Genomic DNA, 19,662 nt, shown 5'->3' with positions numbered 1-19,662 from the left:
TCGCGCCTCCCCCTGTGTTGCGGGCCGGGGGGGGGCTAGCGGCAGCTGATGTAGTTGTTCGTGAAGGTGGTGCCCTGCTGGGTGACGTACATGCGGCCCTGAACGTTGCCGACGGGGCGGAGGCTGACCGAGTAGCTACGGGACTGGCCCGCGACGATGCTCATGATGCCGCCGGTCTGGGTGAGTCGGCCGACCTGGGCGACGGAGAACCGGATGGTGAGCCGTGAACCGCTGGTCTTGCTGTAACGGACCGTGGCACTGTCGCAGTTGGTGGTGCTCGTGGTCAGCGTGCCGTGGGTGAGGGGCAGCGAGGTGGTCGCCAGGGTGCTGAAGCCGTCGGGGTCCTCCACCGAGGGTGCGTACTCGGGGTTCTCCTCCAGGAAGGCCTCCAGGCTCTCCACGTCCTCGCCGACCTCGTAGACACCCTCCTCGGTGATGATGATTTCCCGGGTCTCGGTGCGGACCTGGCCCATCTCGGCGAAGGCGGTGCCGGGAAGGAAGAGTGCGAAGCAGGCGGCCAAAGCGGTCGTGGCGGTGAGCCGGGACGTGAATCGCGCGCGACGGGAGATGGGGGGCGGCACTTTGTCCTTCCGGTGGCGGGTTCGGCCTGGGGCGCTGTGAACCTACCAACCGGTTGGCCGGCGCGCCAAGGCCTTTGGTCCCGCGTGGGCGGCGCCCCGAGCGCTCGGGCACGGGTGGCCCGGTCCTACGCGGAGAGCGGTCGGTCCTCGGTCGGATCAGGGGGAGTGCAGGCGCAGTACCGCGTGCTCCGCCCACTCCGGGGGGCGGGTGAGGCGGGAGACCGCCGCCATCGTCAGGAAGGCCAGCGGGATGGTCCAGGCGGCGGGTTGGGCCAGCAGCACGGTCAGCCATCCCTGGGGGGTGGCGAACAGGATCGACCAGCCGACCGCGCCGGTGGCGGTCACCCCGCCCACGATCAGCCCCGCGGCCGCCCCAGGCAGGGTGAGGCGCCGCCACCAGATGCCCAGCACCAGCAGCGGGCAGAAGGTCGAGGCCGCCACCGTGAACGCCCACACCACCAACACGTTGATGTCGATCCTCTGCGCGGGCAGCGCCAGCAGCACCGCCACGCAGGCGCCGACCGCCACGGCCAGCCGCAGCCGGGGCACGCTGCCCTGGAACAGGTCGTGGGACAGGCCGCCGGCCAGGGCCAGCAGCAGCCCGGAGGACGTGGACAGGAACGCGCCGAAGGCCCCCGCCGCGACCAGCGCGGTCAGGATCGTACCCGCCGAACCCGGTACGGCCTGCGCTGGCAGGACCACCGCGACGGTGTCGGTGCCCTGGAGCATCACCAGCTGCGGGGTGAGCACCCGGCCCAGTAGCCCGTAGACCGTGGGGAACAGGTAGAACAGCCCCAGCAGGGCGATCACGCCCACCGCCACCCGGCGGGCGATCCGCGCGCTCGGACTGGTGTGGAAGCGCATGATGACGTGCGGCAGGCCCATACAGCCGAGCGTGATGGCCAGCAGCGTCGACCAGGTCTCGAACAGCGGGTAGCCGCCCACGTCCAGCAGCGGGGTGCTCCACCGCTCGCTGCCCAGCTCCGGCAGGCCCGCCGGGTGCGGGATGGTGGCGCCCTCCGGGAACACGTACTCCGTGCCCCGAGCCGCCGAGTGGTCCCCGGCGGCCAGTTCCAGTTCCTCGCCCTCGGCGGTGACCACGGTCACCGGCTCGTTCAGGCTGAAGTCCGTGCCCACGGTGAACTCCACCGCCGTGGTCTCGGGGAAGGAGGTGCCCCACTCCGGGTGCAGCGCCTCGGCGCGGGTGTCGGCGCCCGCGTGCACGACGAGGTAGATCGCGGGCACGGCCAGGAAGGCCAGCTTGATGAGGTAGTGGAAGGCCTGCACGTAGGTGGCCGAGCGCATCCCGCCCGCCGCGATGGAGCCGCTCACCACCAGCCCCGCCAGCAGCACGCCCACCCAGTAGGGGGTTCCGCTGACCAGGCTCAGCACCACCCCGGCGCCCTTGAACTGCGGCACCAGGTACAGCAGCATGATCACCAGGACCACGCAGCCGCAGAGCTTGCGCAGCCGGGGCGCGCCCAGCCGGTACTCGGCGAAGTCGGGCACGGTGAACGCCCCCGACCGCCGCATGGGCCCCGCCACCAGGGCGACCACGGCGACGTAGCCCGCGGTGAAGCCCACCGCGTACCACATGGTGCCCAGGCCGTTCTTGAGCAGTAGCCCGGCCAGGCCCAGGACCGAGGCGGCCGACAGGTACTCACCGGCGATCGCCAGCGCGTTCCAGTTGGGCGAGACCTGGTGCGAGGCCACCAGGAAGTCGGAGGTGGAGCGGGCCGCCCGCACCCCGTAGACGCCGATGAACAGGCTGGTGACCAGGACCAGGCCGATCGCCAGTACGGCCGCGGTCATGGTGGCCCGTGGGGTTCGTCGGTGGTGCCGCCTCGGCCGTCGTCGCGGTCGCCGCCGCGATGAGGGGCCCGGTCCTCGGCCTCGTCCTCCAGGCGTTCGGCCGCGCGCACGTGCCACAGCGCCAGCCCGAACAGCACCGGGTAGATCCCCACGGTCAGCAGCAGCCACGAGACCGGCACCTCGGCCAGCCGGATCTCGCCCAGGGCCGGGAAGAGCGCGAAGGACCCGCTCAGCCCGAAGAGCAGTACCGCCAGCAGCACCACCGTGCGCACGGCGGTGCGCCGCTGGGACTGGAAGAGCCGCCGCGCCGCCTCGGTGTCCACCGGTTCGGGGACCGGCAGCAGGTGGTGCGCGGGCCGGTTGCCCCGGGCCAGGGCGATCCGGGTCTGCGGGCTGGTCAGCTTCTCCCGGCGCGGGCTCAAGGCCGCCCCCGTTCCCCGGTCACGGCTGCTCCTTGGCCGTTCCGGGCGGGCGGGCCGAGCGGCCCAGCTGGTCCCGTTTGGCCGCTTCCAGGAGCTGTTCGCGCAGATGGCGGCCGTGCCTGCGGCTCACCGGTACGTCACCGGCGGGCGTTCCGGCCACCAGCCCCGAGGACGAGGTCACCCGCAGGTCCCGCACCCACGGGATGGCGATCAGGAAACCGCGGTGCACCCGGATGAACCCGGCCGAGGCCCAGACCTCCTCCAGGTACGACAGCGACAGCCGGATCAGGTGGGTGCCGTCGGCGGTGTGCAGGCGCACGTAGTCGCCCTGGGCCTCCACGAACTGCACGTCGTCGCGCTTGACGAACACCGTGCGCCGCCCGGTGTCGATCTGCACCACGTGCAGGTCCTCGGCCGGGGAGGCCGAACCGCTGGGCCTGCGCAGCTGGGCGATCCGCCCCACCGCCTCGGCCAGCCGCTCCGGGCGGATCGGTTTGAGCAGGTAGTCGACGGCCCCGATCCCGAAGGCCTCCACGGCGTGCGCCTCGGAGGCGGTCACGAACACGATCGACGGCGGCTCGGACATCACGCTCAGCACCCGGGCCACGTCCATGCCGTCCAGCCCGGGCATGAGGATGTCGAGGAAGGCGGCGTCGATGCTGGTGGTGCCCAGCAGCCGCACGGCGGTGGCGCCGTTGTCCGCGACCAGGACCTCCGCCACCTCGGGCATGTCGCCCAGTAGGGAAGCCATCTCCTGGCGGGTGGAGGCCTCGTCCTCCACCACCAGCACACGGAGCTCGGGCCTCATCGAACCACCACCCCCGGTGCGAACCTCGGTACGCGCACGGTCACCTTCGTCCCTTCTCCCAGCGCGGTCTCGATCACCAGACCGTACTCCGGCCCGTAGACCGCCCGCAGCCGCTGGTCGACGTTGGCCAGGCCGACGCTGCGCGACTCCGGCCCGGTGCCCGCCAGCAGGGCGCGGGCCAGCTCCGGGTGCATGCCCACCCCGTCGTCCTCGATCTCGATCACGCACAGCGGACCCTCGCCGAAGCCGGACACACTGATGTGCCCGGTCCCCTCCTTGCGCTCCAGCCCGTGCCGGATGGCGTTCTCCACGATCGGCTGTACCACCAGGAAGGGGATGGCCACCGGCAGCACCTCGGGAGCCATGCGCACGGTGATGTCCAGGCGGTCGTGGAAGCGGGCCCGCTGGAGTTCGAGGTAGGTCTGGGTGGCCTCCAGCTCGTCGGAGACCGTCGCGTAGTCGCCCTTGTCCGAGAACCCGTACCTCAGGTAGTCGGCGAAGTCCGACAGCAGTTGGCGGGCCCGGTCCGGGTCGGTACGCACCAGGGCGGCGATCACCGCGAGCGCGTTGTGCACGAAGTGCGGGGAGATCTGCGCGCGCAGGGTGCGCAGGTCCGCGGCGGCGATCCGGGCACGTGCCCGCCGCAGCGCCGCGTGGTCCAGGGAGTCCGAGACCAGGGCCGCGGCCGCCTCCAGGTCCGCCTCCACCGGGTCGCCCGAGGCCACCAGGGCACCGGAGAGTTCGTCGGCGACGGTCAGCGGCACGGCGCACACCGAGGAGCCGTCGGGCAGGCGGGAGCGGGCGCCGCCGCCGTACTCGAAGACCTGGGAGAGCAGCCCTTCGACCTCGGCGGACTCCGGGCATCTCCCGTGGGAGGTGACCGGTCCGTCGAGGTCGGCGAGGAGCACCCCGTCCACGGCCAGGACCTTGCGTAGCCGCCGGGCGGCGGAATGCACCCCGCGCCCGTGCAGACCGTCCTGGAGGTCGACACCCAGGGCGTGGACCTGGCGCATCAACTCGACACTCGCCCGGCGTTCCGAAGACGTGGGGCGCCGGGAGGGGGAAAGCCACGACAGCCACCGATAAGACACGGAACGATCTTATCCCCGCAAAATGTGTCGGCGCTCACGTCGCGGCGGTCTCCTTTTCGAAAGGGGGCCTGGTCGGGGCAGGGGCCGGTGCGGAAGGGCAAGGGCGGGCCCGCCACCCCGGGAGAAGTGGCGGGCCCTGTGGACGGGAGACGGGTCGGCGGTTGCGCCGGGCCGGGGAGGCGGCCCGGGGGGGAGTGACCGCCCGAGGCGGGTGACCTGTCTCCTCCTCTGGTCGGAGCGAGGTTCTAGTGGTCGGCCGCCTTCTCCGCACCTGCGCCGGTGAGGGCGCGGACCTGGAGCATCGCGAACTTGTCGAAGTCGCGTTCCTTGGACATGTACGTACCGACGACGGCGCAGAGCAGGCTGATCGGCACCGACACCAGGGCCGGGTTGGGCAGCGGGAACCAGGCGAAGTCGACGTTGGGCATGAGCGCGTTCTCCGAGCCGGACACGACCGGCGAGAAGAACACCAGACCGACGGCGCTGATCAAGCCGCCGTAGATACCCGCGAGGGCGCCGGCCGTGTTGAAGCGCTTCCAGAACAGGCTGAGCAGCAGGGTCGGCAGGTTGGCCGAGGCGGCGATCGCGAAGGCCAGCGCGACCAGGAAGGCCACGTTGAGGTTCTGCGCGAAGATCGCCAGTGCGATCGCGACCGCACCGACGCCGATGGCCGCGGTACGGGCGAACTTGACCTCTTCGGACCCGGTGGCCTTGCCCTTGCGGATCACCGAGTTGTAGAAGTCGTGCGCCAGTGAGGAGGACGAGGCGATGACCAGCCCCGCCACCGTCGACAGGATCGCGGCGAAGGCGGCTGAGGCGATGAGTGCCAGCAGGACCGCGCCGGCCATCTCGCCGCCGATCCGCTCGCCCACCACCGAAGCCAGCTGCGGTGCGGCCGTGTTGCCCGCGGCGTCCTGCGCGGTGATGGCCTCGTGCCCGACCAGGGCGGCGGCGCCGAAGCCCAGGACCAGCGTCATCAGGTAGAAGGTACCGATGAGCCCGATGCCCCAGTTCACGGACTTCCGGGCGCTCTGTGAGTTGGGCACCGTGTAGAAGCGGATGAGGATGTGCGGCAGACCGGCGGTTCCCAGTACCAGCGCCAGACCGAGACTGATCAGGTCCAGCTTGTTCCACATGGTCTGGAGCGGGTCGCCCGCCACCTCGACGCCGTAGCGCAGGCCCGGCTCGAGGAACCCGGCCGCGTTGCCGTCGGCGGCCGCCTGGCTGGCGTTGGCCGCGTCGGACATCAGCGCGCCCAGGTTGAACCCGTACAGGGACAGGGTCAGCAGGGTGAGCAGAGCGGCACCGGACATCAGGATGACGGCCTTGGTGATCTGCACCCAGGTGGTGCCCTTCATGCCGCCGAACGCCACGTAGATGGTCATCAGCAGGCCGACGACGACGATACCGGCGATCTTCGCGGTCGGGGCGTCCATGCCGAGGAAGGTCTGCCCCTCCTGGATACCGAGCAGCAGGGCGATGAGCGCGCCCGCGCCGACCATCTGGGCCAGCAGGTAGAAGATCGACACGACGACGGTCGAGACCGCGGCGGCGGTGCGCACCGGGCGCTGCTGCATCCGGTAGGAGAGCACGTCTCCCATGGTGTAGCGGCCGGAGTTGCGCAGCAGCTCGGCGACGAGTAGCAGGGCCACCAGCCACGCGACGAGGAAGCCGATGGAGTAGAGGAAGCCGTCGTAGCCGAAGAGGGCGATCATGCCCGCGATACCGAGGAAGGACGCGGCGGACATGTAGTCGCTGCCGATGGCCAGACCGTTCTGGAGCGGGGAGAACCCGCGGCCGCCGGAGTGGAAGTCGGTGGCCGAACGGGTGTTGCGGCTGGCCCAGACCGTGATGCCCAGGGTCGCCGCGATCATCAGGCCGAACAGGACGAGGGTGACGACGCGGCTGCTGTCGCTGACCGCTTCTTGTGCGAGGATCATCGGTTCGCCTCCTCGGCCTTGGCGTTCGCGCCGTTCTGGAGCTCCTCACGCAGCTCCGCGGCGGTCTGGTCGAAGTTGCGGTTGGCGTACCTGGTGTAGAGCACCGCGATACCGAAGGTGGACACGAACTGCAGGATGCCGAACACCAGAGCCACGTTGACGTTGCCGACGAGGTCGACGCCCATGATGTCGCGGCCGAAGGCCGACATCAGGACGTAGAGCAGGTACCAGGCCATGAACGCCAGGCTCATCGGGAAGATGAAGCGGTACAGGCGTCGCTTGAGTTCGATGAACCTGGGGTCGCTGTGCATGGCGACGTAGGCCGCATCCTTGATGGGCTCGTCGCCGCCGTTCCCATCCGGTGGTGTCGGATCTTTCGTCCGCTTGTCAGTTGCCATGGGTTCGGTTCCTCCGGGGGATGAAGCGGGGACGGTGCTGCCGGTGGGTGCAGGTTTCCGCGATATGTCCGGTTCGTGTGACCTGCATTACTCGGAACTGTAAGGAGCGACACTCGATGTGAGCAGGGGGCGCGGTGGAGCACGCGCCGAACGCGGGTGCGGAGCGTCGAGCGGTCGCCCACCGTGCGACGAACGGTCTCCTCAGACGACGAGCGGCCGACGGACGGTGGTGCGGATTCTGGTCCGGGATCGCTCCCACGGCTTCGTCCCAGGCAGCGGACGGCCCCGGCAGGGGCTGCCGGGGCCGTCGAGGGGATGCGGGAAGTTCGCTGGTCAGGGAGCAGTAGGCCGAGGGCTCAGGGTTCAGGGAGCAGGGGGAACCGTCAGCGACCCCTCCGGCATGGCAGCCTCCTCCGGAGCTTCCAGGAGAATGCGGTCCCGCCCGGCGTAGACGTTCATGGAACGGCCGCGCAGGAAACCGACCAGCGTCATACCGGCCTCCGTGGCGAGGTCCACGGCGAGCGAGGAGGGCGCCGAGACGGCGGCCATCATGGGGATGCCAGCCATCCACGCCTTCTGGACCAGCTCGAAGGAGGCCCGGCCGGACACCATCAGCACGGTCTCGCGCAGTGGTAGCCGGTCGGAGAGCAGCGCCCACCCGATCAGTTTGTCCACCGCGTTGTGCCTGCCCACGTCCTCGCGCAGGGCCAGCAGCTCACCCTCGGCGGTGAACAGCCCGGCGGCGTGCAGGCCGCCGGTGCGGTCGAAGACCCGCTGGGACTCGCGCAGCCGCTCCGGGAGTTCGGTCAGTGTGGGCACGTCGATCCGCAGGCCGTCCTCGCCTACCGGCCAGCGCGCCTTGGTCCGGACGGCGTCCAGGCTCGCCTTTCCGCACAGGCCGCACGAGGACGAGGTGTAGAAATTGCGTTCCAGTGAGGTGTCCGGGAGCGGCACCCCGGGCGCCAGCGAGACGTCGAGCACGTTGTAGGTGTTGGACCCGTCCTCGGTGGCCCCGGCGCAGTAACGGATGGCGGCGACCTCCCGCCCCTCGGCCACCACGCCCTCACTGACCAGGAACCCTGCGGCGAGGTCGAAGTCGTTCCCCGGGGTACGCATGGTGATGCTCAGCGGAGTGCCGTCCAGCCTGATCTCCAGCGGCTCCTCCACCACGAGCGTGTCCACGCGTTCGCTCTCTACGCCCTCCCTGATCCGGAGGATCCTCTCCCGAGCGGTCACCCGTCCCATCCCGCGCACCACCTTCCGATGTCCCGATGCTGGTACCGGTCTACTGCCACCGGCGCCCGGTGTCGAGGAGTGAGCCGGGGGTGACCGGTCTGACCACCCGCCCCGGAAGCCCCGGATCCCCGGCGGCGTTGTAGGTTGCGAGTATCTGAGAACCCGGACGAGGTGCGTCGTACCCGGTCAGGACAAGACGACGCGAACACTGTTCGCACGTCTTGGAGGTACAGGTCATGGCCTGGATCGTTCTGGTGGTCTCCGGTCTTCTCGAAACCGCGTGGGCGGCCGCGCTCAACGCCTCGCAGGGCTTCACCCGCTTCTGGCCGTCGGTGACCTTCGTCGGCACCCTCGTCCTGAGCATGGCCGGTCTGGCCTACGCCCTGCGCACCATTCCCCTCGGCACCGGATACGCCGTCTGGGTGTCCATCGGTGTGGTCGGCACGGCGCTGATCGGCGTGTTCTTCCTGGGCGAGGGCTTCAGCCTGCCCAAGGCACTTTGCCTGATCGCCATCGTCGCCGGAGTCGTGGGCCTCAAGGTCCTCAGCTAGGGCGTGGTCCGCATGCGCTCCGTCCGGTGCGGTTCGCGGGGTGCGGGATGTTGACGCCCTAGCGGTACGGAGTACCGGAATCAAGCGCCGATAGACACACAAAGTAGGGAGAAGTGGCCTGATGTGGCCACTCCTCCCTACTTCTGTTGTGGCACTTCCCTCCGGTATGGCGACATCCTTGAGTTGGTGGTTTCGTGCATTTTTGCGAAGTTTGGTGCAGGTGTGTTTCGCGGCCTCTCCCGCTTGGGCTCACGTGCTCAGGGCTTGGATCGAGCGCGCGATCCATTACGGAGAGTGGCGTGGCATTGCCCTCGGTTGCCATCTCCTTTAGCTTTGCGACACGTTCATTCGCCTATGAGCGTTAACGGTCCTCCGTTCCTTTTTGTCCGGAGAACCACGCATAAGTGCATCAGTGCTGTCTGCCTCGCACCCCCGCTCAGAAAGGGCAGAAGTTGTCACGTTCCCCCCTCGGACGTATCGCCGGAACCACCGCGATCTTCCTCGGCCTCATCCTGGCCCCCACCACGGCGGCTACCGCCGACACCACCCCCGCCGAGCTCTCCCCTGAGCAGGTGACCGCCATGCAGAGCGCCTTCGGGCTCAGCGAAGCGGGCGTCACCGACCTCCTCCGGGCCCAGGAGGAAGCCACGGCTCTGGAGACCGAACTACGTGAGGAACTCGGCGCCGACTTCGGCGGCGCGGTCTTCGACATCGAAAGCCAGGAGCTGACCGTCCAGGTCCTGGACGCCTCCGCCCTCGACCCCGTGCAGGAGGCCGGTGCCGACGCCGAACTCGTCCAGCACGGCCAGACCGGGCTGGACGAGGCCGTCGAGGCCCTCAACACCGCCGAGGACAGCGCCTCCGAGAGCGTGCACGGCTGGTACGCCGACCCTGAGAGCGACGCCGTCGTCGTCGAGGTGGCCCAGGGTCGGACCGCCGACGCCGAACAGCTCGTCGAGTCGGCCGGGGTCGACCCCACCGCCGTCGTCATCGAGGAGGGCACGGACCAACCTCGGACCTATGCCGACATCATCGGCGGCAACCCGTACTACTTCCAGCAGGGCGGCGAGTGGTTCGTCTGCTCCGTCGGCTTCGGCGTGGTGGGCGGCTACGTCACCGCGGGGCACTGCGGCGATCAGGGCTCGTCCACCTGGCTCAACGCCCCCGGCACGGTCCAGACCGGAACCGTCGCCGAATCGGTCTTCCCCGGGCAGGACAGCGCGTGGGTCCGAACCGGTGCGGGCCACACCCCCAGGCCCCTGGTCGACAACTACTCCGGCGGCACCGTGACGGTCACCGGTTCCACCGAGGCTCCCGTGGGCGCCGCCGTGTGCCGCTCCGGCCAGACCACCGGCTGGCACTGCGGCGTGATCCAGGCCAAGAACCAGAGCGTCAACTACTCCGGTGACATCGTCAACGGCCTGACCCGCACTACCGCCTGCGCCGAGGGCGGCGACTCCGGCGGTTCCTGGCTGGCCGGTACCCAGGCCCAGGGGGTCACCTCCGGCGGCTCCGGCAACTGCAGAAGCGGCGGGACCACCTTCTACCAGCCGCTCAACCCGATTCTGAGCCAGTGGGGCCTGACCCTGCTGACCAGCTGACCGATAACCGTAGTTCCGGCGAACGCGAGGACGTGCCCCTGCCACGAAGGTGGTGCGCAGGGGCACGTTCCCGTTCGCGGACCTGGCACCGTGCCCAGCCGGGCTGCCTCCGGCCGCGTTGTGGCGGCTCACATCACCCCGCGCCACCAGGAGCGGGGCGGTTCGTTAGGTTCGTGGGATGAGTCTGGGAACCGTGGACCAGTGGGTCGTCAACGCCGTCGAACCATCCGCCCTCGCCCGCTTCTGGGGCTTCGTCCTCGGCGGGGAGGTCCGGGACCGCGAGGACGGCTGGGCCGTCCTGCACGGAGCCTCCGGGCTGCCCCGGCTGTCGTTCCAGCCGACTTCGGAGGCCAAACACGCGCCCAACCGCATCCACCTGGACGTGCTGGTCGAGGACATCGCCGAAGCCGTCCAGGTGGCGGCCGAGCACGGCGGAACCCCGGTGGGTGAGACGGTCACCGACGAACAGGGCTCGTTCCAGATCCTCCAAGACCCCGAAGGCAACGAGTTCTGCCTGGTCAACCCGATCCGCTGACAGGAAGGTGTCTCAGCCGTAGGGCGACAGTTTTTCAAAACGCACATGGTATACAACCTGTGCGTTGTATACCTATCCTGGTGTGGGACATAGAACTGGAGCTCATCGAAACATGGCTGAGCAACCTTGATCAGAAATCGTATGAGCAGGTGGTTGCCGCTATCGAGCTGTTGGCCGAGAACGGCCCGGGGATCGGGAGGCCTCTGGTCGGCACCGTGACCGGCTCGAAGTACAGCAGCATGAAGGAGCTGCGTCCTGGATCCAGCGGGCGTTCAGAACTCAGAATCCTCTTCGCTTTCGATCCTGTCCGTAAGGCCATCATGTTGGTCGGGGGGGGACAAAGCAGGGAACTGGAGCAAGTGGTACAGGGTGGACATCCCTGTCGCGGATGCTCGTTTCGCCGCCCACATCGCAGGTCTACAGGGAGGACACTGATGGGCACCAATCTGGAGGACATGCTTGCTCGGCGTCCGGTTGACCGTGGTGTGGTGGACGGACACAAGGAGCGGATGCTCGACGAGGTACGGGCGTACCGGTTGCGGGAGTTGCGCGAAGCGGCGGACCTCACACAGGTGCAGCTCGCCGAACGACTGCACGTGAGTCAGAACCGGGTGTCGGGCATCGAACGCGGGGAGATCGATCGCGCCCAGGTCGACACTCTGCGTCGGTATGTCGAGGCACTCGGTGGTGAGCTTCGTGTCGAGGTCGAGATCGGGGACCAGCGTTTCCAGATCGCCTGAGATGCGGGAATTCTGGGGCCCAGGTGCCTACCGCTGGGCCAGGCGGTAGCGGCTGCCGTCGTCCTCGCGGTCGAGGAAGCCTTCCTCCACCAGGTAGCGGCGCAGCGCGGAGGGGTCGTCGAAGCAGGTGCGGATGGCCGTGTTGACCTGCTTCTCGGTGTACTCCAGCTCCGGTGCGAACAGCCGATCGGTGATCCGGCCGAGGACGGCCAGGCGCAGCTCCTGCCTGGCGGGCATCGAGGTGAGGCGCCCCTCGTGGAAGAGCGCCTCCACCGGGTCGGTCGACCGGGTCTCGTCCTTGTGGGCGCGCATGGCCTCGGCGAAGACCTCCGGCATGGCGACGATCCTCGACCCCTCCTCGCGGACCAGGCCGTCGCGCAGCAGGCGGGCCAGGCGCTTGGCGGGTCGGGCGCCGCGCAGCTCCGCGCGTTCCACACCCTCCTCTCCGGCGGAGACGATCCGGGCGTAGAGGGACAGCCGTTCGGGCGCGGCGAGCGACGACACGAGCTGGGTGGGGTGCGGCACGGCGGGTCCTCGGAGTTCGGGAACAACGGGTTTCGGCCACCGTAGAAGCCGCACCGCCACCTCAGCCAGTGAATATCGGCGCAGTCAGGCCCGATCCAGAATCTCCTCCACCACACGGCCGACGCCGTCCTCGAAGCTGGAGGGCGCGACCCTGAGGCCGAGCGCGGGGTCGAGCAGTTCCGGGTGCCCGCTGCTCATCGCGTACCCGGACCCGGCCCAGGTCAGTGCGGAACGGTCGTTGGGCATGTCCCCGAAGGCGACCACCTCCTCGCGGGACACGCCCCAGCTCTCACAGAGCATCGCGAGCGTGCTGCCCTTGTTCACCCCGGCCGCGCTGATCTCCACGAGCCCCGCGCCGCCCGAGTAGGTCGCCTCGGCCAGGGATCCCACGGAGTTCACCGCCGCCTCGTACATCAGGTGCACCGGGTGCGTGTTGGACCGGGCGATCAGCTTGGTGACCGGGGTCGCCGCCGTCAGCAGGGCGTCGGTGTCGTCCAGTACCCCGCTCACCCACTCGCGCGGCACCCACGGCTCCAGGTGGTAGTCGGCGTCGTGGTAGAAGTCCGTGCCCGTCTCCACCCCGAAACCCAGCTCCGGCAGCGCGAACCGCAGTTTCTCGACGATCGTGCCGGAGGTGTCCCGGTCGATCGCCCGCACCATCGGTTCGGCCGCCCCGGGCAGCTGGGTGTGGGCTCCGTTGCCGCAGACCACGGCGGCGCAGTCGAACATCGCGGCGAAGGACTCGGTGGCGCGCGGCGGACGGGCGGTCACGATGACCACCTTGATCCCCGCGTCCACGGCCGCGGTCAGCGCCCGGTGGTTGCGTGCGGAGACCTGGCCGCTCTGGTTGAGGAGGGTTCCGTCGAGGTCGGTGGCGATGACGCGAGGAAGGACCATAGGGCGAATTATGGCGTTCCGGAGTGACGGTTTTGAAGGGACTTTCCCGCCACCTTGACCTCACTCCGCCGGGGCATGACGGCCGGGATGCGTTCGATCACGCCGCCCCGGAAGACGTCGTACAGGTCCAGGCTCTCCAGGTGCACGTAGCCGATGTGGCAGTCGCAGCTGGTCAGCGGGCACGGGCTGGGTCCGAGTCCGGCCTCGAAGGAGCCGTCGTAGAGGTTGCCGAGCGAGGTGTCCACGAAGTGGCAGCGGCGCACCTCGCCGTCGCCGTTCACGGACAGCACGCTTTCACCCGTGCGGCAGGGCAGCCCTCGGCTGGGGTGCGGGAACCGGCTGTAGCGGAAGTGCGGGTCGAGCTCCTGCCACGAGGCGGCCTCGGCGTCGGTGTAGGTGAGCCCTTCGGCGGCGTTCACCCACAGGTACACGTTTTCGGGCAGGTCGGCGCGCATGCGCCGGGCCGCTTCGAGGTGCTCGGGTCGGCCCACGATCCCCACGCTGAACCGGATCCCCAGCGCGGTGAGCTCGCGGGCCTTGTCGAGGAAGCGCTCATGGCCGACCTCGCCGGGGTGGTAGGTGGCCCACAGCGCCACGGAGCCCGAGTCGCAGTCGGCGAGCCAGGCCGTGCGGCCGCTGAGGTTGGTCTGGATCGCCACCCGTTCCACGTGCGGCAGGTGGCTCAGCCCGGTGATGGCCCGGCGGTACCAGGAGCGGGTCAGCCCCTCGCCCCAGGGGGTGAACAGCACCGAGAACCGGGACCGTGCGGTGGCGGTGACCCAGTCGGTGAACCGCTCCAGGGCGGCCCGGTCCGCGCGCAGGGTCTCGGGGCTGTCCCGGCGCTTGGCGAAGGGGCAGTACGGGCAGTCGTAGTCGCAGCTGGCCAGCGGACCCCGGTACAGCAGGGTGAGGTGCTCGGGCAGGGGCGCGGGAAGGGGCGCGCCGGGGCGGACCGGCACGGGGTCGGGCAGGTCCACCGGACCCGAACGGGGTGAGCTCACGACGCCTCGTACTCGGCCGTCAGGCGGTTGACCCGGGCGGAGAAGAAGTTCGGGCCGACCGAGTCCGAGTGCGCCAGCCCCTCCTCGGTGAGCCGCAGCGGCTCTCCCGGCTCCGCCAGCCAGCCACGCTCGGACAGCGCCGCGAACTCGGCTGGGAAGTCCGTCACCGGGTGGGTGCCGAACCGCTCCGTGTAGTCGGCGACCATCATCCCCTCCGTGCGCAGCAGCGACTGCAGGACGTGCCTGCGGCGCCGCTCGTCGTCGTCCAGCACGAAGCCGACCTCCGCGTGCCCGAACCCGGCCGTGTCGCGCCCCACGTAGTCGGCGATGATCGACCTCACCTTGCCCACGCCCACCGCGTAGTCGAACGAGTAGTGGGTCGATCCGGTGTAGGAACGCGCACCGCAGCCCAGACCCACCATGCCGTCGGTCTGGCAGCTGTGGTCGGGGACGGAGCCCGTGTGCTCGGGGGCATCGGTCCGCCGGAACATCCGCATGGACACCTGCTCGTAGCCGCGTTCGCGCAGGTGGTCGCGGCCCTGCCGGTACAGGGAGAGCCGGTGGTCGTCCCAGGCGCGGGCCCGGCGGCCCAGCCCGGTGAGCGGTCGGACGTACAGCGGGTAGAGGTAGATCTCCTCGGGCTCCCAGGACAGCGCCGTGTCCAGGGAGTACTCCCATGTCCTGGCCGTCTGCCGGTCGATGCCGTAGATGAGGTCCACGTTGAGGTCGGCGTCGGTGCACTCACGGATGTCGGCCAGCGCCCGGTCCACCTCCGTCCGCTTTTGCGGGCGCCCGGCGGCGTGCGCCTCGGAGTCGATGAAGCTCTGCACCCCCATGCTGATCCGGGTCGCGCCGCGCTCATTGAGCACCGCCAGCCGATCCGGGGTGGCGGTGGCCGGGGAGGTCTCCACCGACATCGGGACCTCCCCGAGGCCCACGTCCAGCGCGGACTCGATCAGGTCGTAGACCCGCACCAGCTCCTCGGCGTTCAGGTAGGTGGGCGTGCCCCCGCCCAGAGCGGCCCGCGCGAACACCGCCCCCGCCGGAAGCGCGGCGGCGACCGCGTCGGCCTGCCGCTCCAGGGCGTCCAGGTAGGCGGTGACCTGCTCGGCCGGGGGCGTGGAGCGGGTGAAGAGGTTGCAGAACCCGCAGCGCATCTCGCAGAACGGGATGTGCGCGTACAGCGAGAGCGCGCCGACGTCCTCGCCGCGCCACAGGTCGGCCAGGGCGGGCCGCTCGGTGAACGGACGGTAGGCGCTCTTGTGCGGGTAGGCGTACACGTACGAGCGGTACGGGGAGTCCGCGCGGACGGGTTCGGCCATGGGGGCGACGCTCACACGTCCTCCTTCTCGGGGTGGTCGGGCTGTTCGGTGTGCCCGGCGCCGTATCCGCGGGGCAGGACGGCGTGGGTGTAGGGGACGGTCCAGACGGTCTCGTGGCCGATCCGGTGGCCGGTGTAGCCGTCCTCGCCGTAGGCCGTGCCGTGGTCCGAGCACACGATCGCGAAGCAGGGGCGGCGGGCGGACATCGCGGCCAGCAGCGGGGGCAGGTGCCGGTCGACGTACTCCAGGGCGGCCGCGTGGCTGGCCCGGGTGTCGCCGTCCTCCTTGGTGGCGCCGGGCAGGTGGAACCAGTTGGGCTGGTGCAGAGCGGCGACGTTGAGCAGCAGGAACAGCGGCTGGTCGGCGGGGACGGCCGCGGCGATCTCCTCGGCGCGGGCGACCTGGTTCTCGAAGGAGCGCGGGTCGGTGACGCCGAAGGACTCCTCCCAGTGGCTCTCGGCGAACAGGTTCGGCAGTACCGAACCCAGCTCCGAACTGCGGTTGAAGAAGCCCGTGCCGCCCACGCAGGCGGTGCGGTAGCCCGCCCGGGCCAGTCCGGAGGTGAGGTCGGGGGCCTCGAAGGTCCAGGTGCCGGGGGCGGTGGAGACACTGCCGGGAAAGGCGGCGGCGAACAGGCGCGGGTGCGGTCCGGGCGCTGCCGGGGTGGGCAGGAACCCGGCGAGCATGGCCAGGTGCGAGGCGTAGGTGAAGCTCGCGGGGGAGTGCCGCTCCTCCCAGCCGCCCTCGGGCAGGAGTCGGGCCAGGTTCGGGAGGCGTCCGGCCCCGGCGAGTTCGGCCGCGACGTCGTAGCGCAGGGTGTCCAGGGTGAGCAGCAGGATGTCGTGCGTGCCGACCACGGTGTTCATGTCCGGCCGCGGGAGGCCCGCGTCGGCGTTGGTGCTGGTGTTCAAGGGTGTTCCTAAGAGAGCGCGGGGACGGGCGCCGTCACCGGCGGTGGCGCCACGGGGAAGCGTCCCGTCGTGAGGGCGTGCAGTTGTTCGGCGTGGGTGCTGCGGCCCTCGTGCAGGACCCCGGGCAGGAGGTCGCCGAAGGCGTTGACCTCGCAGACCGTGAACTCCCGCCAGCCGGGCGAGACCAGCAGGTCCACCCCGGCGTGCAGGGTGTCGGGGAAGGCCGCCGCGGCCGCCTCCGCCGTGGCCATGGCCCGCGCCCACGCCTGCGGACCCACGCTCTCGCGCAGGGCCGCCAGGTCGCCGCGGGTGTTGCCCAGGTGCAGGTTGGTCATGGGGGAGCGGGAGGAGCGCACCACCACGTGGGTGGCGCGCCCGGCGACCACCAGCACGCGCAGGTCGATCACCCGGCCGCCGAAGCCCGCCTTGGGCACCCAGCGCTCCACGTGCAGACCGTCGGGGGCGAGCGCGTCCACGACCGCCGCCACCTCGGCCTCGCTGGTGTAGGTGCGCAGCCGCAGCGAGTTGTACAGCGCCACCGGGTCCTGTCCGGGACCGGAGCCCCTGACGAGGTGGGCCGAGGTGACCGCCTTGATCCGATCGCCCGCCCCGGTGGCCAGGGCGACCACCCCCGAGGCGGACGAGCCGTGTGCGGGTTTGACGAACACCCGCCGCCAGCCGGACTCGGCCATCGCCGCGCGCAGGGAGGCGTAGCCGGTGACCGGCCCGGCCAGGGCCGGGGCGACCGGGACCCCGGCCGCGGCCAGCCGCGCGTGGCAGCGGCGCTTGTCGCACAGGTCGGCGAGGTCGTCGGGGGCCTGGAGCAGCCGCGCGCCGGGGGTGGCCGCCACCGCCTCGGACAGCCGCCCCAGGGCCCGGACGAACCCCCGGTGCTGGTCGGCGGAGCCCTCCGCGCGGTGGAGGTCGGGGTCGCGGTCCCCACCGCGCAGGAGCCGCGCGGTGGTGACGTCCTCGCCCGGCGCGTCCACTCGGACCAGGGCGTCCCCGGGCAGGGTGAGGGGCCCGGCGGCAGGGTCGGCGAGGTCGCGCCAGGGGAGCGGGACCGGGGCGGCGAACCCGGCGTCGCGGGCGGCCTCGGCGAACAGCGTCAGCCGCCGGTTGCCCGGCACGCCCACCACGACCAGCGGCCGGTCGGCCAACGGGGGAGGGAGAGGGGATCCGGGCGGACTCACTCGCCGACTGACGGGTAGTAGTACTTCTCGCCTCGGAACTCTTCGGGTTCCTGGCGGTCGGAGAGGTCGTGCTCGACCCCGGAGGCGGTCAGGGCCGCGCCCAGCCGCTGTTCCATCTCCTCGGACAGGTAGTGGTGGTGCAGGTCCAGGCGTTTGAGCCGGTGGAAGGCGGGGGTGTCCAGGATGGCCCGGGCGCCGGTGTCGGTGAGGACGCCCAGGGACAGGTCCAGGGCTTCCAGGGTCGGGGTCACGGGGGCCTCGGCCAGGGCGGCCACCCAGTTGTCGGCGTGCTCGGCGTTGCGCAGGCCGAGGGAGCGCAGGCTGGGGAAGGCCTCTGCGGAGAGGGTTCGGGCGAGGTCGGAGGGGGAGCTGTCGCCGCCGTACTCGTCCACCCCCAGCCACAGTTCCAGGTGCTCCAGGGAGGGCAGGCGGGCGGCGTCCAGCTCCCGGCAAACCAGCGCGGGCAGCCCGCCGCCCTGGACGATCAGGCGCTGGAGCGATCGGTGTTCAGGAAGCCTCAGGTGGAGGGCGGTGTCGCTGGGTACGGGAAGCTTCGGATTCCGGTAGCCCTCCCCGGTACCGCGGGAGCCCAGTTCGACGAGGCCGGGGAAGGCGGTCAGGAGGGGACCCAGGTCGGTCTGGCTCAGCCAGGACACCTCACACTCCTCGAAGACCACGTCGCCGAGGAAGAGCGAGCGCAGGTTCGGGAACCGGTCCCTGTGCTCGATCAGCAGGTCCCGCGCTTCCAGGTAGCAGGGCTCGGTCTCGGAGGAAGCGGTGATGCCGAGGACCAGGGCGGTGATCGGCGCGGTGTCCACCTCGGCGAGGAAGCGCGTGAAGTAGGGTGCGAACTCCTCCTCCGGTTCGAAACTGACCACCCGCAGCCGCCAGGCGTACGCGCCGGGGTCGGTTTTGGCTGCCGCCGTCGCCTTGGTGTGGTGGTCGAACCCGATCGGGCCGTTGAGCTTGGGAAGGTCGTCTTCCTCCGTGGTGTCCTGAGAGAGGAAGTCCACGACGGGTAGCCCGCCGAACTCGGCCATGTGCTGGTTGAAGGACACGGAGCCTCCTGAGAGAAGTGTTTCTCCATTCAATAGCAGCTCGGGAGGACTTTTCCGGGGTTGTCCACGGGCCGGGAAACCGGATGGGTCGGCGGTGCGGCAGGACATCGGGGTGGCGTGATGTGAAAGTGGTCGCATGGCTACGCACAGTGAACTCCGTGACTTCTGGGAGCACCGGCTCGAAGGCGACTGGACCGAGAGCGGTGTCGGCTACCGGGCCCTCGGGCGGCCCTTCAACAGCTGGATGTACCGGGTGCGGGAGGAGGTCTTCCTCCGCGAGGTCGGCCAGCTGGGGCTCCGGGGCGTCAGCGTGCTCGACGCGGGCAGCGGCACCGGCTTCTACGTGCGCCTGTGGGAACGCCTCGGCGCCGGGGACGTCACCGGCTGCGACATGACCGACGCCGCCGTCGAACGCCTGCGCGGACGCTTTCCGAACCACCGCTTCGTCCGCCAGGACGTGTCCGAGCTGGACGCCTTCGAGGACGCCAGTTTCGACGCGGCCTCCTGCATGGACGTGCTCTTCCACATCACCGACGACGACAGGTACGCCGCGGCCTTCCGCGGCCTCGGCCGGGTGGTGCGCCCCGGCGGCACCCTCGTGATCTCCGAGAACTGCCTCCAGCGGCCCGAACAGCGCGGCGAACACCAGGTCAACCGGACCCTGGAGACGATCTCGACGCTCGCCGACAAGGCCGGGTTCGACATCGTCCGCCGAGTGCCCATGCTCATGCTGATGAACGCCCAGGTCGACGCCTCCCTGCCCTGGCGCAAGGCCTGGGGCGGCCTCCTGCGGGCCGCCACGGTCACCGCGCCGACCGGGTGGCTCGCCGGGGCGCTCCTGTACCGGGTGGACCGCAAGCTGGTGCGCGGCCGCCGGGAGAGCCCCACCACCGAGCTGCTGGTACTGCGGCGGCGCGAGGAGGACTGAGTCCAGGGCGGACCGGGCCGGGACGGACCGAGTCCGGATCGGTGCGCGGTTCGCGCCCAGGGCCGGGAGGAGCCCCGGGATACGGTGGACTTCCACCTTGTGCCGGGGTGGC

General features: G+C 70.4%; 20 protein-coding genes, 1 pseudogene and 1 riboswitch. Of the genes and pseudogenes, 6 read left to right on the top strand and 15 right to left on the bottom strand.

Annotated features, from left to right (window positions below; genetic code table 11):
* Positions 1 to 35: 35 nt before the first annotated feature.
* From NE857_RS30265 to fdhD, 8 genes are all read right to left on the bottom strand, one after another.
* On the bottom strand, positions 36 to 581 hold the full coding sequence (locus NE857_RS30265) for a hypothetical protein (protein WP_184366387.1): 546 nt from the start codon (positions 579 to 581) through the stop codon (positions 36 to 38).
* 156 nt (positions 582 to 737) lie between these two features.
* On the bottom strand, positions 738 to 2,393 hold the full coding sequence (locus tag NE857_RS30260) for a sodium/solute symporter (protein ID WP_254418696.1): 1,656 nt from the start codon (positions 2,391 to 2,393) through the stop codon (positions 738 to 740).
* Positions 2,390 to 2,815: a hypothetical protein gene (locus NE857_RS30255; RefSeq protein WP_184366385.1), complete on the bottom strand. Its 426-nt coding sequence runs from the start codon at positions 2,813 to 2,815 to the stop codon at positions 2,390 to 2,392. Before NE857_RS30255 ends, NE857_RS30260 begins: the two co-directional genes overlap by 4 nt.
* 19 nt (positions 2,816 to 2,834) lie before the next feature.
* Positions 2,835 to 3,623 (bottom strand): LytR/AlgR family response regulator transcription factor, encoded by a 789-nt coding sequence (locus NE857_RS30250; protein WP_184366384.1) that lies wholly within the window; start codon positions 3,621 to 3,623, stop codon positions 2,835 to 2,837.
* Positions 3,620 to 4,636 (bottom strand): sensor histidine kinase, encoded by a 1,017-nt coding sequence (locus NE857_RS30245; RefSeq protein WP_254418695.1) that lies wholly within the window; start codon positions 4,634 to 4,636, stop codon positions 3,620 to 3,622. Before NE857_RS30245 ends, NE857_RS30250 begins: the two co-directional genes overlap by 4 nt.
* Positions 4,637 to 4,959: 323 nt before the next feature.
* A complete protein-coding gene (locus tag NE857_RS30240) occupies positions 4,960 to 6,654 on the bottom strand; it encodes a monocarboxylic acid transporter (protein ID WP_254418694.1) in 1,695 nt (564 codons plus the stop codon).
* Positions 6,651 to 7,052: a DUF485 domain-containing protein gene (locus tag NE857_RS30235; protein WP_254418693.1), complete on the bottom strand. Its 402-nt coding sequence runs from the start codon at positions 7,050 to 7,052 to the stop codon at positions 6,651 to 6,653. The genes NE857_RS30240 and NE857_RS30235 overlap by 4 nt, the downstream gene beginning before the upstream one ends.
* A gap of 363 nt (positions 7,053 to 7,415) precedes the next feature.
* Positions 7,416 to 8,297, bottom strand: coding sequence for a formate dehydrogenase accessory sulfurtransferase FdhD (gene fdhD / locus NE857_RS30230; RefSeq protein ID WP_254418692.1), 882 nt, complete (start codon positions 8,295 to 8,297; stop codon positions 7,416 to 7,418).
* A 139-nt stretch (positions 8,298 to 8,436) separates the two neighbouring features.
* Positions 8,437 to 8,494, top strand: a riboswitch (guanidine-III (ykkC-III) riboswitch).
* A gap of 30 nt (positions 8,495 to 8,524) precedes the next feature.
* Between fdhD and NE857_RS30225 the strand changes: the two genes are divergently transcribed.
* From NE857_RS30225 to NE857_RS30205, 5 genes and pseudogenes are all read left to right on the top strand, one after another.
* Positions 8,525 to 8,839, top strand: coding sequence for a DMT family transporter (locus NE857_RS30225; protein ID WP_184366379.1), 315 nt, complete (start codon positions 8,525 to 8,527; stop codon positions 8,837 to 8,839).
* 452 nt (positions 8,840 to 9,291) lie between these two features.
* Positions 9,292 to 10,440 (top strand): S1 family peptidase, encoded by a 1,149-nt coding sequence (locus tag NE857_RS30220; protein ID WP_254418691.1) that lies wholly within the window; start codon positions 9,292 to 9,294, stop codon positions 10,438 to 10,440.
* Positions 10,441 to 10,618: 178 nt separating this feature from the next.
* A complete protein-coding gene (locus NE857_RS30215; RefSeq protein WP_254418690.1) occupies positions 10,619 to 10,975 on the top strand; it encodes a VOC family protein in 357 nt (118 codons plus the stop codon).
* A gap of 59 nt (positions 10,976 to 11,034) precedes the next feature.
* Positions 11,035 to 11,250: pseudogene (locus NE857_RS34600) on the top strand (type II toxin-antitoxin system RelE/ParE family toxin); the annotation flags it as partial.
* Positions 11,251 to 11,409: 159 nt separating this feature from the next.
* Entirely contained in the window at positions 11,410 to 11,715 is a 306-nt protein-coding gene (locus NE857_RS30205) for a helix-turn-helix domain-containing protein (RefSeq protein ID WP_017582432.1), read from the top strand.
* A 27-nt stretch (positions 11,716 to 11,742) separates the two neighbouring features.
* Here NE857_RS30205 and NE857_RS30200 read toward each other — a convergent pair whose 3' ends face one another.
* The 7 genes from NE857_RS30200 to NE857_RS30170 form a co-directional block, all read right to left on the bottom strand.
* Positions 11,743 to 12,240 (bottom strand): DUF2087 domain-containing protein, encoded by a 498-nt coding sequence (locus NE857_RS30200; RefSeq protein ID WP_254418689.1) that lies wholly within the window; start codon positions 12,238 to 12,240, stop codon positions 11,743 to 11,745.
* An 84-nt stretch (positions 12,241 to 12,324) separates the two neighbouring features.
* The gene (locus NE857_RS30195) at positions 12,325 to 13,137 is read right to left on the bottom strand and encodes an HAD family hydrolase (protein ID WP_254418688.1); all 813 of its coding nucleotides are present in this window, start codon (positions 13,135 to 13,137) and stop codon (positions 12,325 to 12,327) included.
* Positions 13,138 to 13,145: 8 nt separating this feature from the next.
* A complete protein-coding gene (locus NE857_RS30190; protein ID WP_254418687.1) occupies positions 13,146 to 14,138 on the bottom strand; it encodes an STM4011 family radical SAM protein in 993 nt (330 codons plus the stop codon).
* On the bottom strand, positions 14,135 to 15,460 hold the full coding sequence (locus NE857_RS30185; RefSeq protein ID WP_254422151.1) for an STM4012 family radical SAM protein: 1,326 nt from the start codon (positions 15,458 to 15,460) through the stop codon (positions 14,135 to 14,137). The genes NE857_RS30190 and NE857_RS30185 overlap by 4 nt, the downstream gene beginning before the upstream one ends.
* A gap of 11 nt (positions 15,461 to 15,471) precedes the next feature.
* The gene (locus NE857_RS30180; protein WP_254422150.1) at positions 15,472 to 16,326 is read right to left on the bottom strand and encodes an STM4013/SEN3800 family hydrolase; all 855 of its coding nucleotides are present in this window, start codon (positions 16,324 to 16,326) and stop codon (positions 15,472 to 15,474) included.
* Between the two features lie 53 nt (positions 16,327 to 16,379).
* Positions 16,380 to 17,531 (bottom strand): STM4014 family protein, encoded by a 1,152-nt coding sequence (locus NE857_RS30175; RefSeq protein ID WP_254418686.1) that lies wholly within the window; start codon positions 17,529 to 17,531, stop codon positions 16,380 to 16,382.
* A gap of 29 nt (positions 17,532 to 17,560) precedes the next feature.
* A complete protein-coding gene (locus NE857_RS30170; protein WP_254418685.1) occupies positions 17,561 to 18,622 on the bottom strand; it encodes an STM4015 family protein in 1,062 nt (353 codons plus the stop codon).
* A gap of 136 nt (positions 18,623 to 18,758) precedes the next feature.
* Here NE857_RS30170 and NE857_RS30165 point away from each other — a divergent pair, with 136 nt between their 5' ends.
* Positions 18,759 to 19,550: a class I SAM-dependent methyltransferase gene (locus tag NE857_RS30165; RefSeq protein ID WP_254418684.1), complete on the top strand. Its 792-nt coding sequence runs from the start codon at positions 18,759 to 18,761 to the stop codon at positions 19,548 to 19,550.
* The last annotated feature ends 112 nt before the right edge of the window (positions 19,551 to 19,662 follow it).

The sequence above is a fragment of the Nocardiopsis exhalans genome (assembly GCF_024134545.1).
Taxonomy (GTDB): domain Bacteria; phylum Actinomycetota; class Actinomycetes; order Streptosporangiales; family Streptosporangiaceae; genus Nocardiopsis; species Nocardiopsis exhalans.
The sequence above is the reverse complement of the archived record's forward strand: the minus strand, read 5'-3'. Positions and strand labels throughout refer to the sequence as shown.

Excerpts from the sequence above, each read along its gene's own strand:
- NE857_RS30185 (WP_254422151.1), bottom strand. The coding sequence starts at position 15,460 with ATGGCCGAACCCGTCCGCGCGGACTCCCCGTACCGCTCGTACGTGTAC.
- NE857_RS30180 (WP_254422150.1), bottom strand. The coding sequence starts at position 16,326 with ATGAACACCGTGGTCGGCACGCACGACATCCTGCTGCTCACCCTGGAC.
- NE857_RS30225 (WP_184366379.1), top strand. The coding sequence starts at position 8,525 with ATGGCCTGGATCGTTCTGGTGGTCTCCGGTCTTCTCGAAACCGCGTGG.
- fdhD (WP_254418692.1), bottom strand. The coding sequence starts at position 8,297 with ATGGGACGGGTGACCGCTCGGGAGAGGATCCTCCGGATCAGGGAGGGC.
- NE857_RS30235 (WP_254418693.1), bottom strand. The coding sequence starts at position 7,052 with ATGGCAACTGACAAGCGGACGAAAGATCCGACACCACCGGATGGGAAC.
- NE857_RS30260 (WP_254418696.1), bottom strand. The coding sequence starts at position 2,393 with ATGACCGCGGCCGTACTGGCGATCGGCCTGGTCCTGGTCACCAGCCTG.
- NE857_RS30195 (WP_254418688.1), bottom strand. The coding sequence starts at position 13,137 with ATGGTCCTTCCTCGCGTCATCGCCACCGACCTCGACGGAACCCTCCTC.
- NE857_RS30250 (WP_184366384.1), bottom strand. The coding sequence starts at position 3,623 with ATGAGGCCCGAGCTCCGTGTGCTGGTGGTGGAGGACGAGGCCTCCACC.
- NE857_RS30245 (WP_254418695.1), bottom strand. The coding sequence starts at position 4,636 with ATGCGCCAGGTCCACGCCCTGGGTGTCGACCTCCAGGACGGTCTGCAC.
- NE857_RS30215 (WP_254418690.1), top strand. The coding sequence starts at position 10,619 with ATGAGTCTGGGAACCGTGGACCAGTGGGTCGTCAACGCCGTCGAACCA.
- NE857_RS30205 (WP_017582432.1), top strand. The coding sequence starts at position 11,410 with ATGGGCACCAATCTGGAGGACATGCTTGCTCGGCGTCCGGTTGACCGT.
- NE857_RS30165 (WP_254418684.1), top strand. The coding sequence starts at position 18,759 with ATGGCTACGCACAGTGAACTCCGTGACTTCTGGGAGCACCGGCTCGAA.
- NE857_RS30240 (WP_254418694.1), bottom strand. The coding sequence starts at position 6,654 with ATGATCCTCGCACAAGAAGCGGTCAGCGACAGCAGCCGCGTCGTCACC.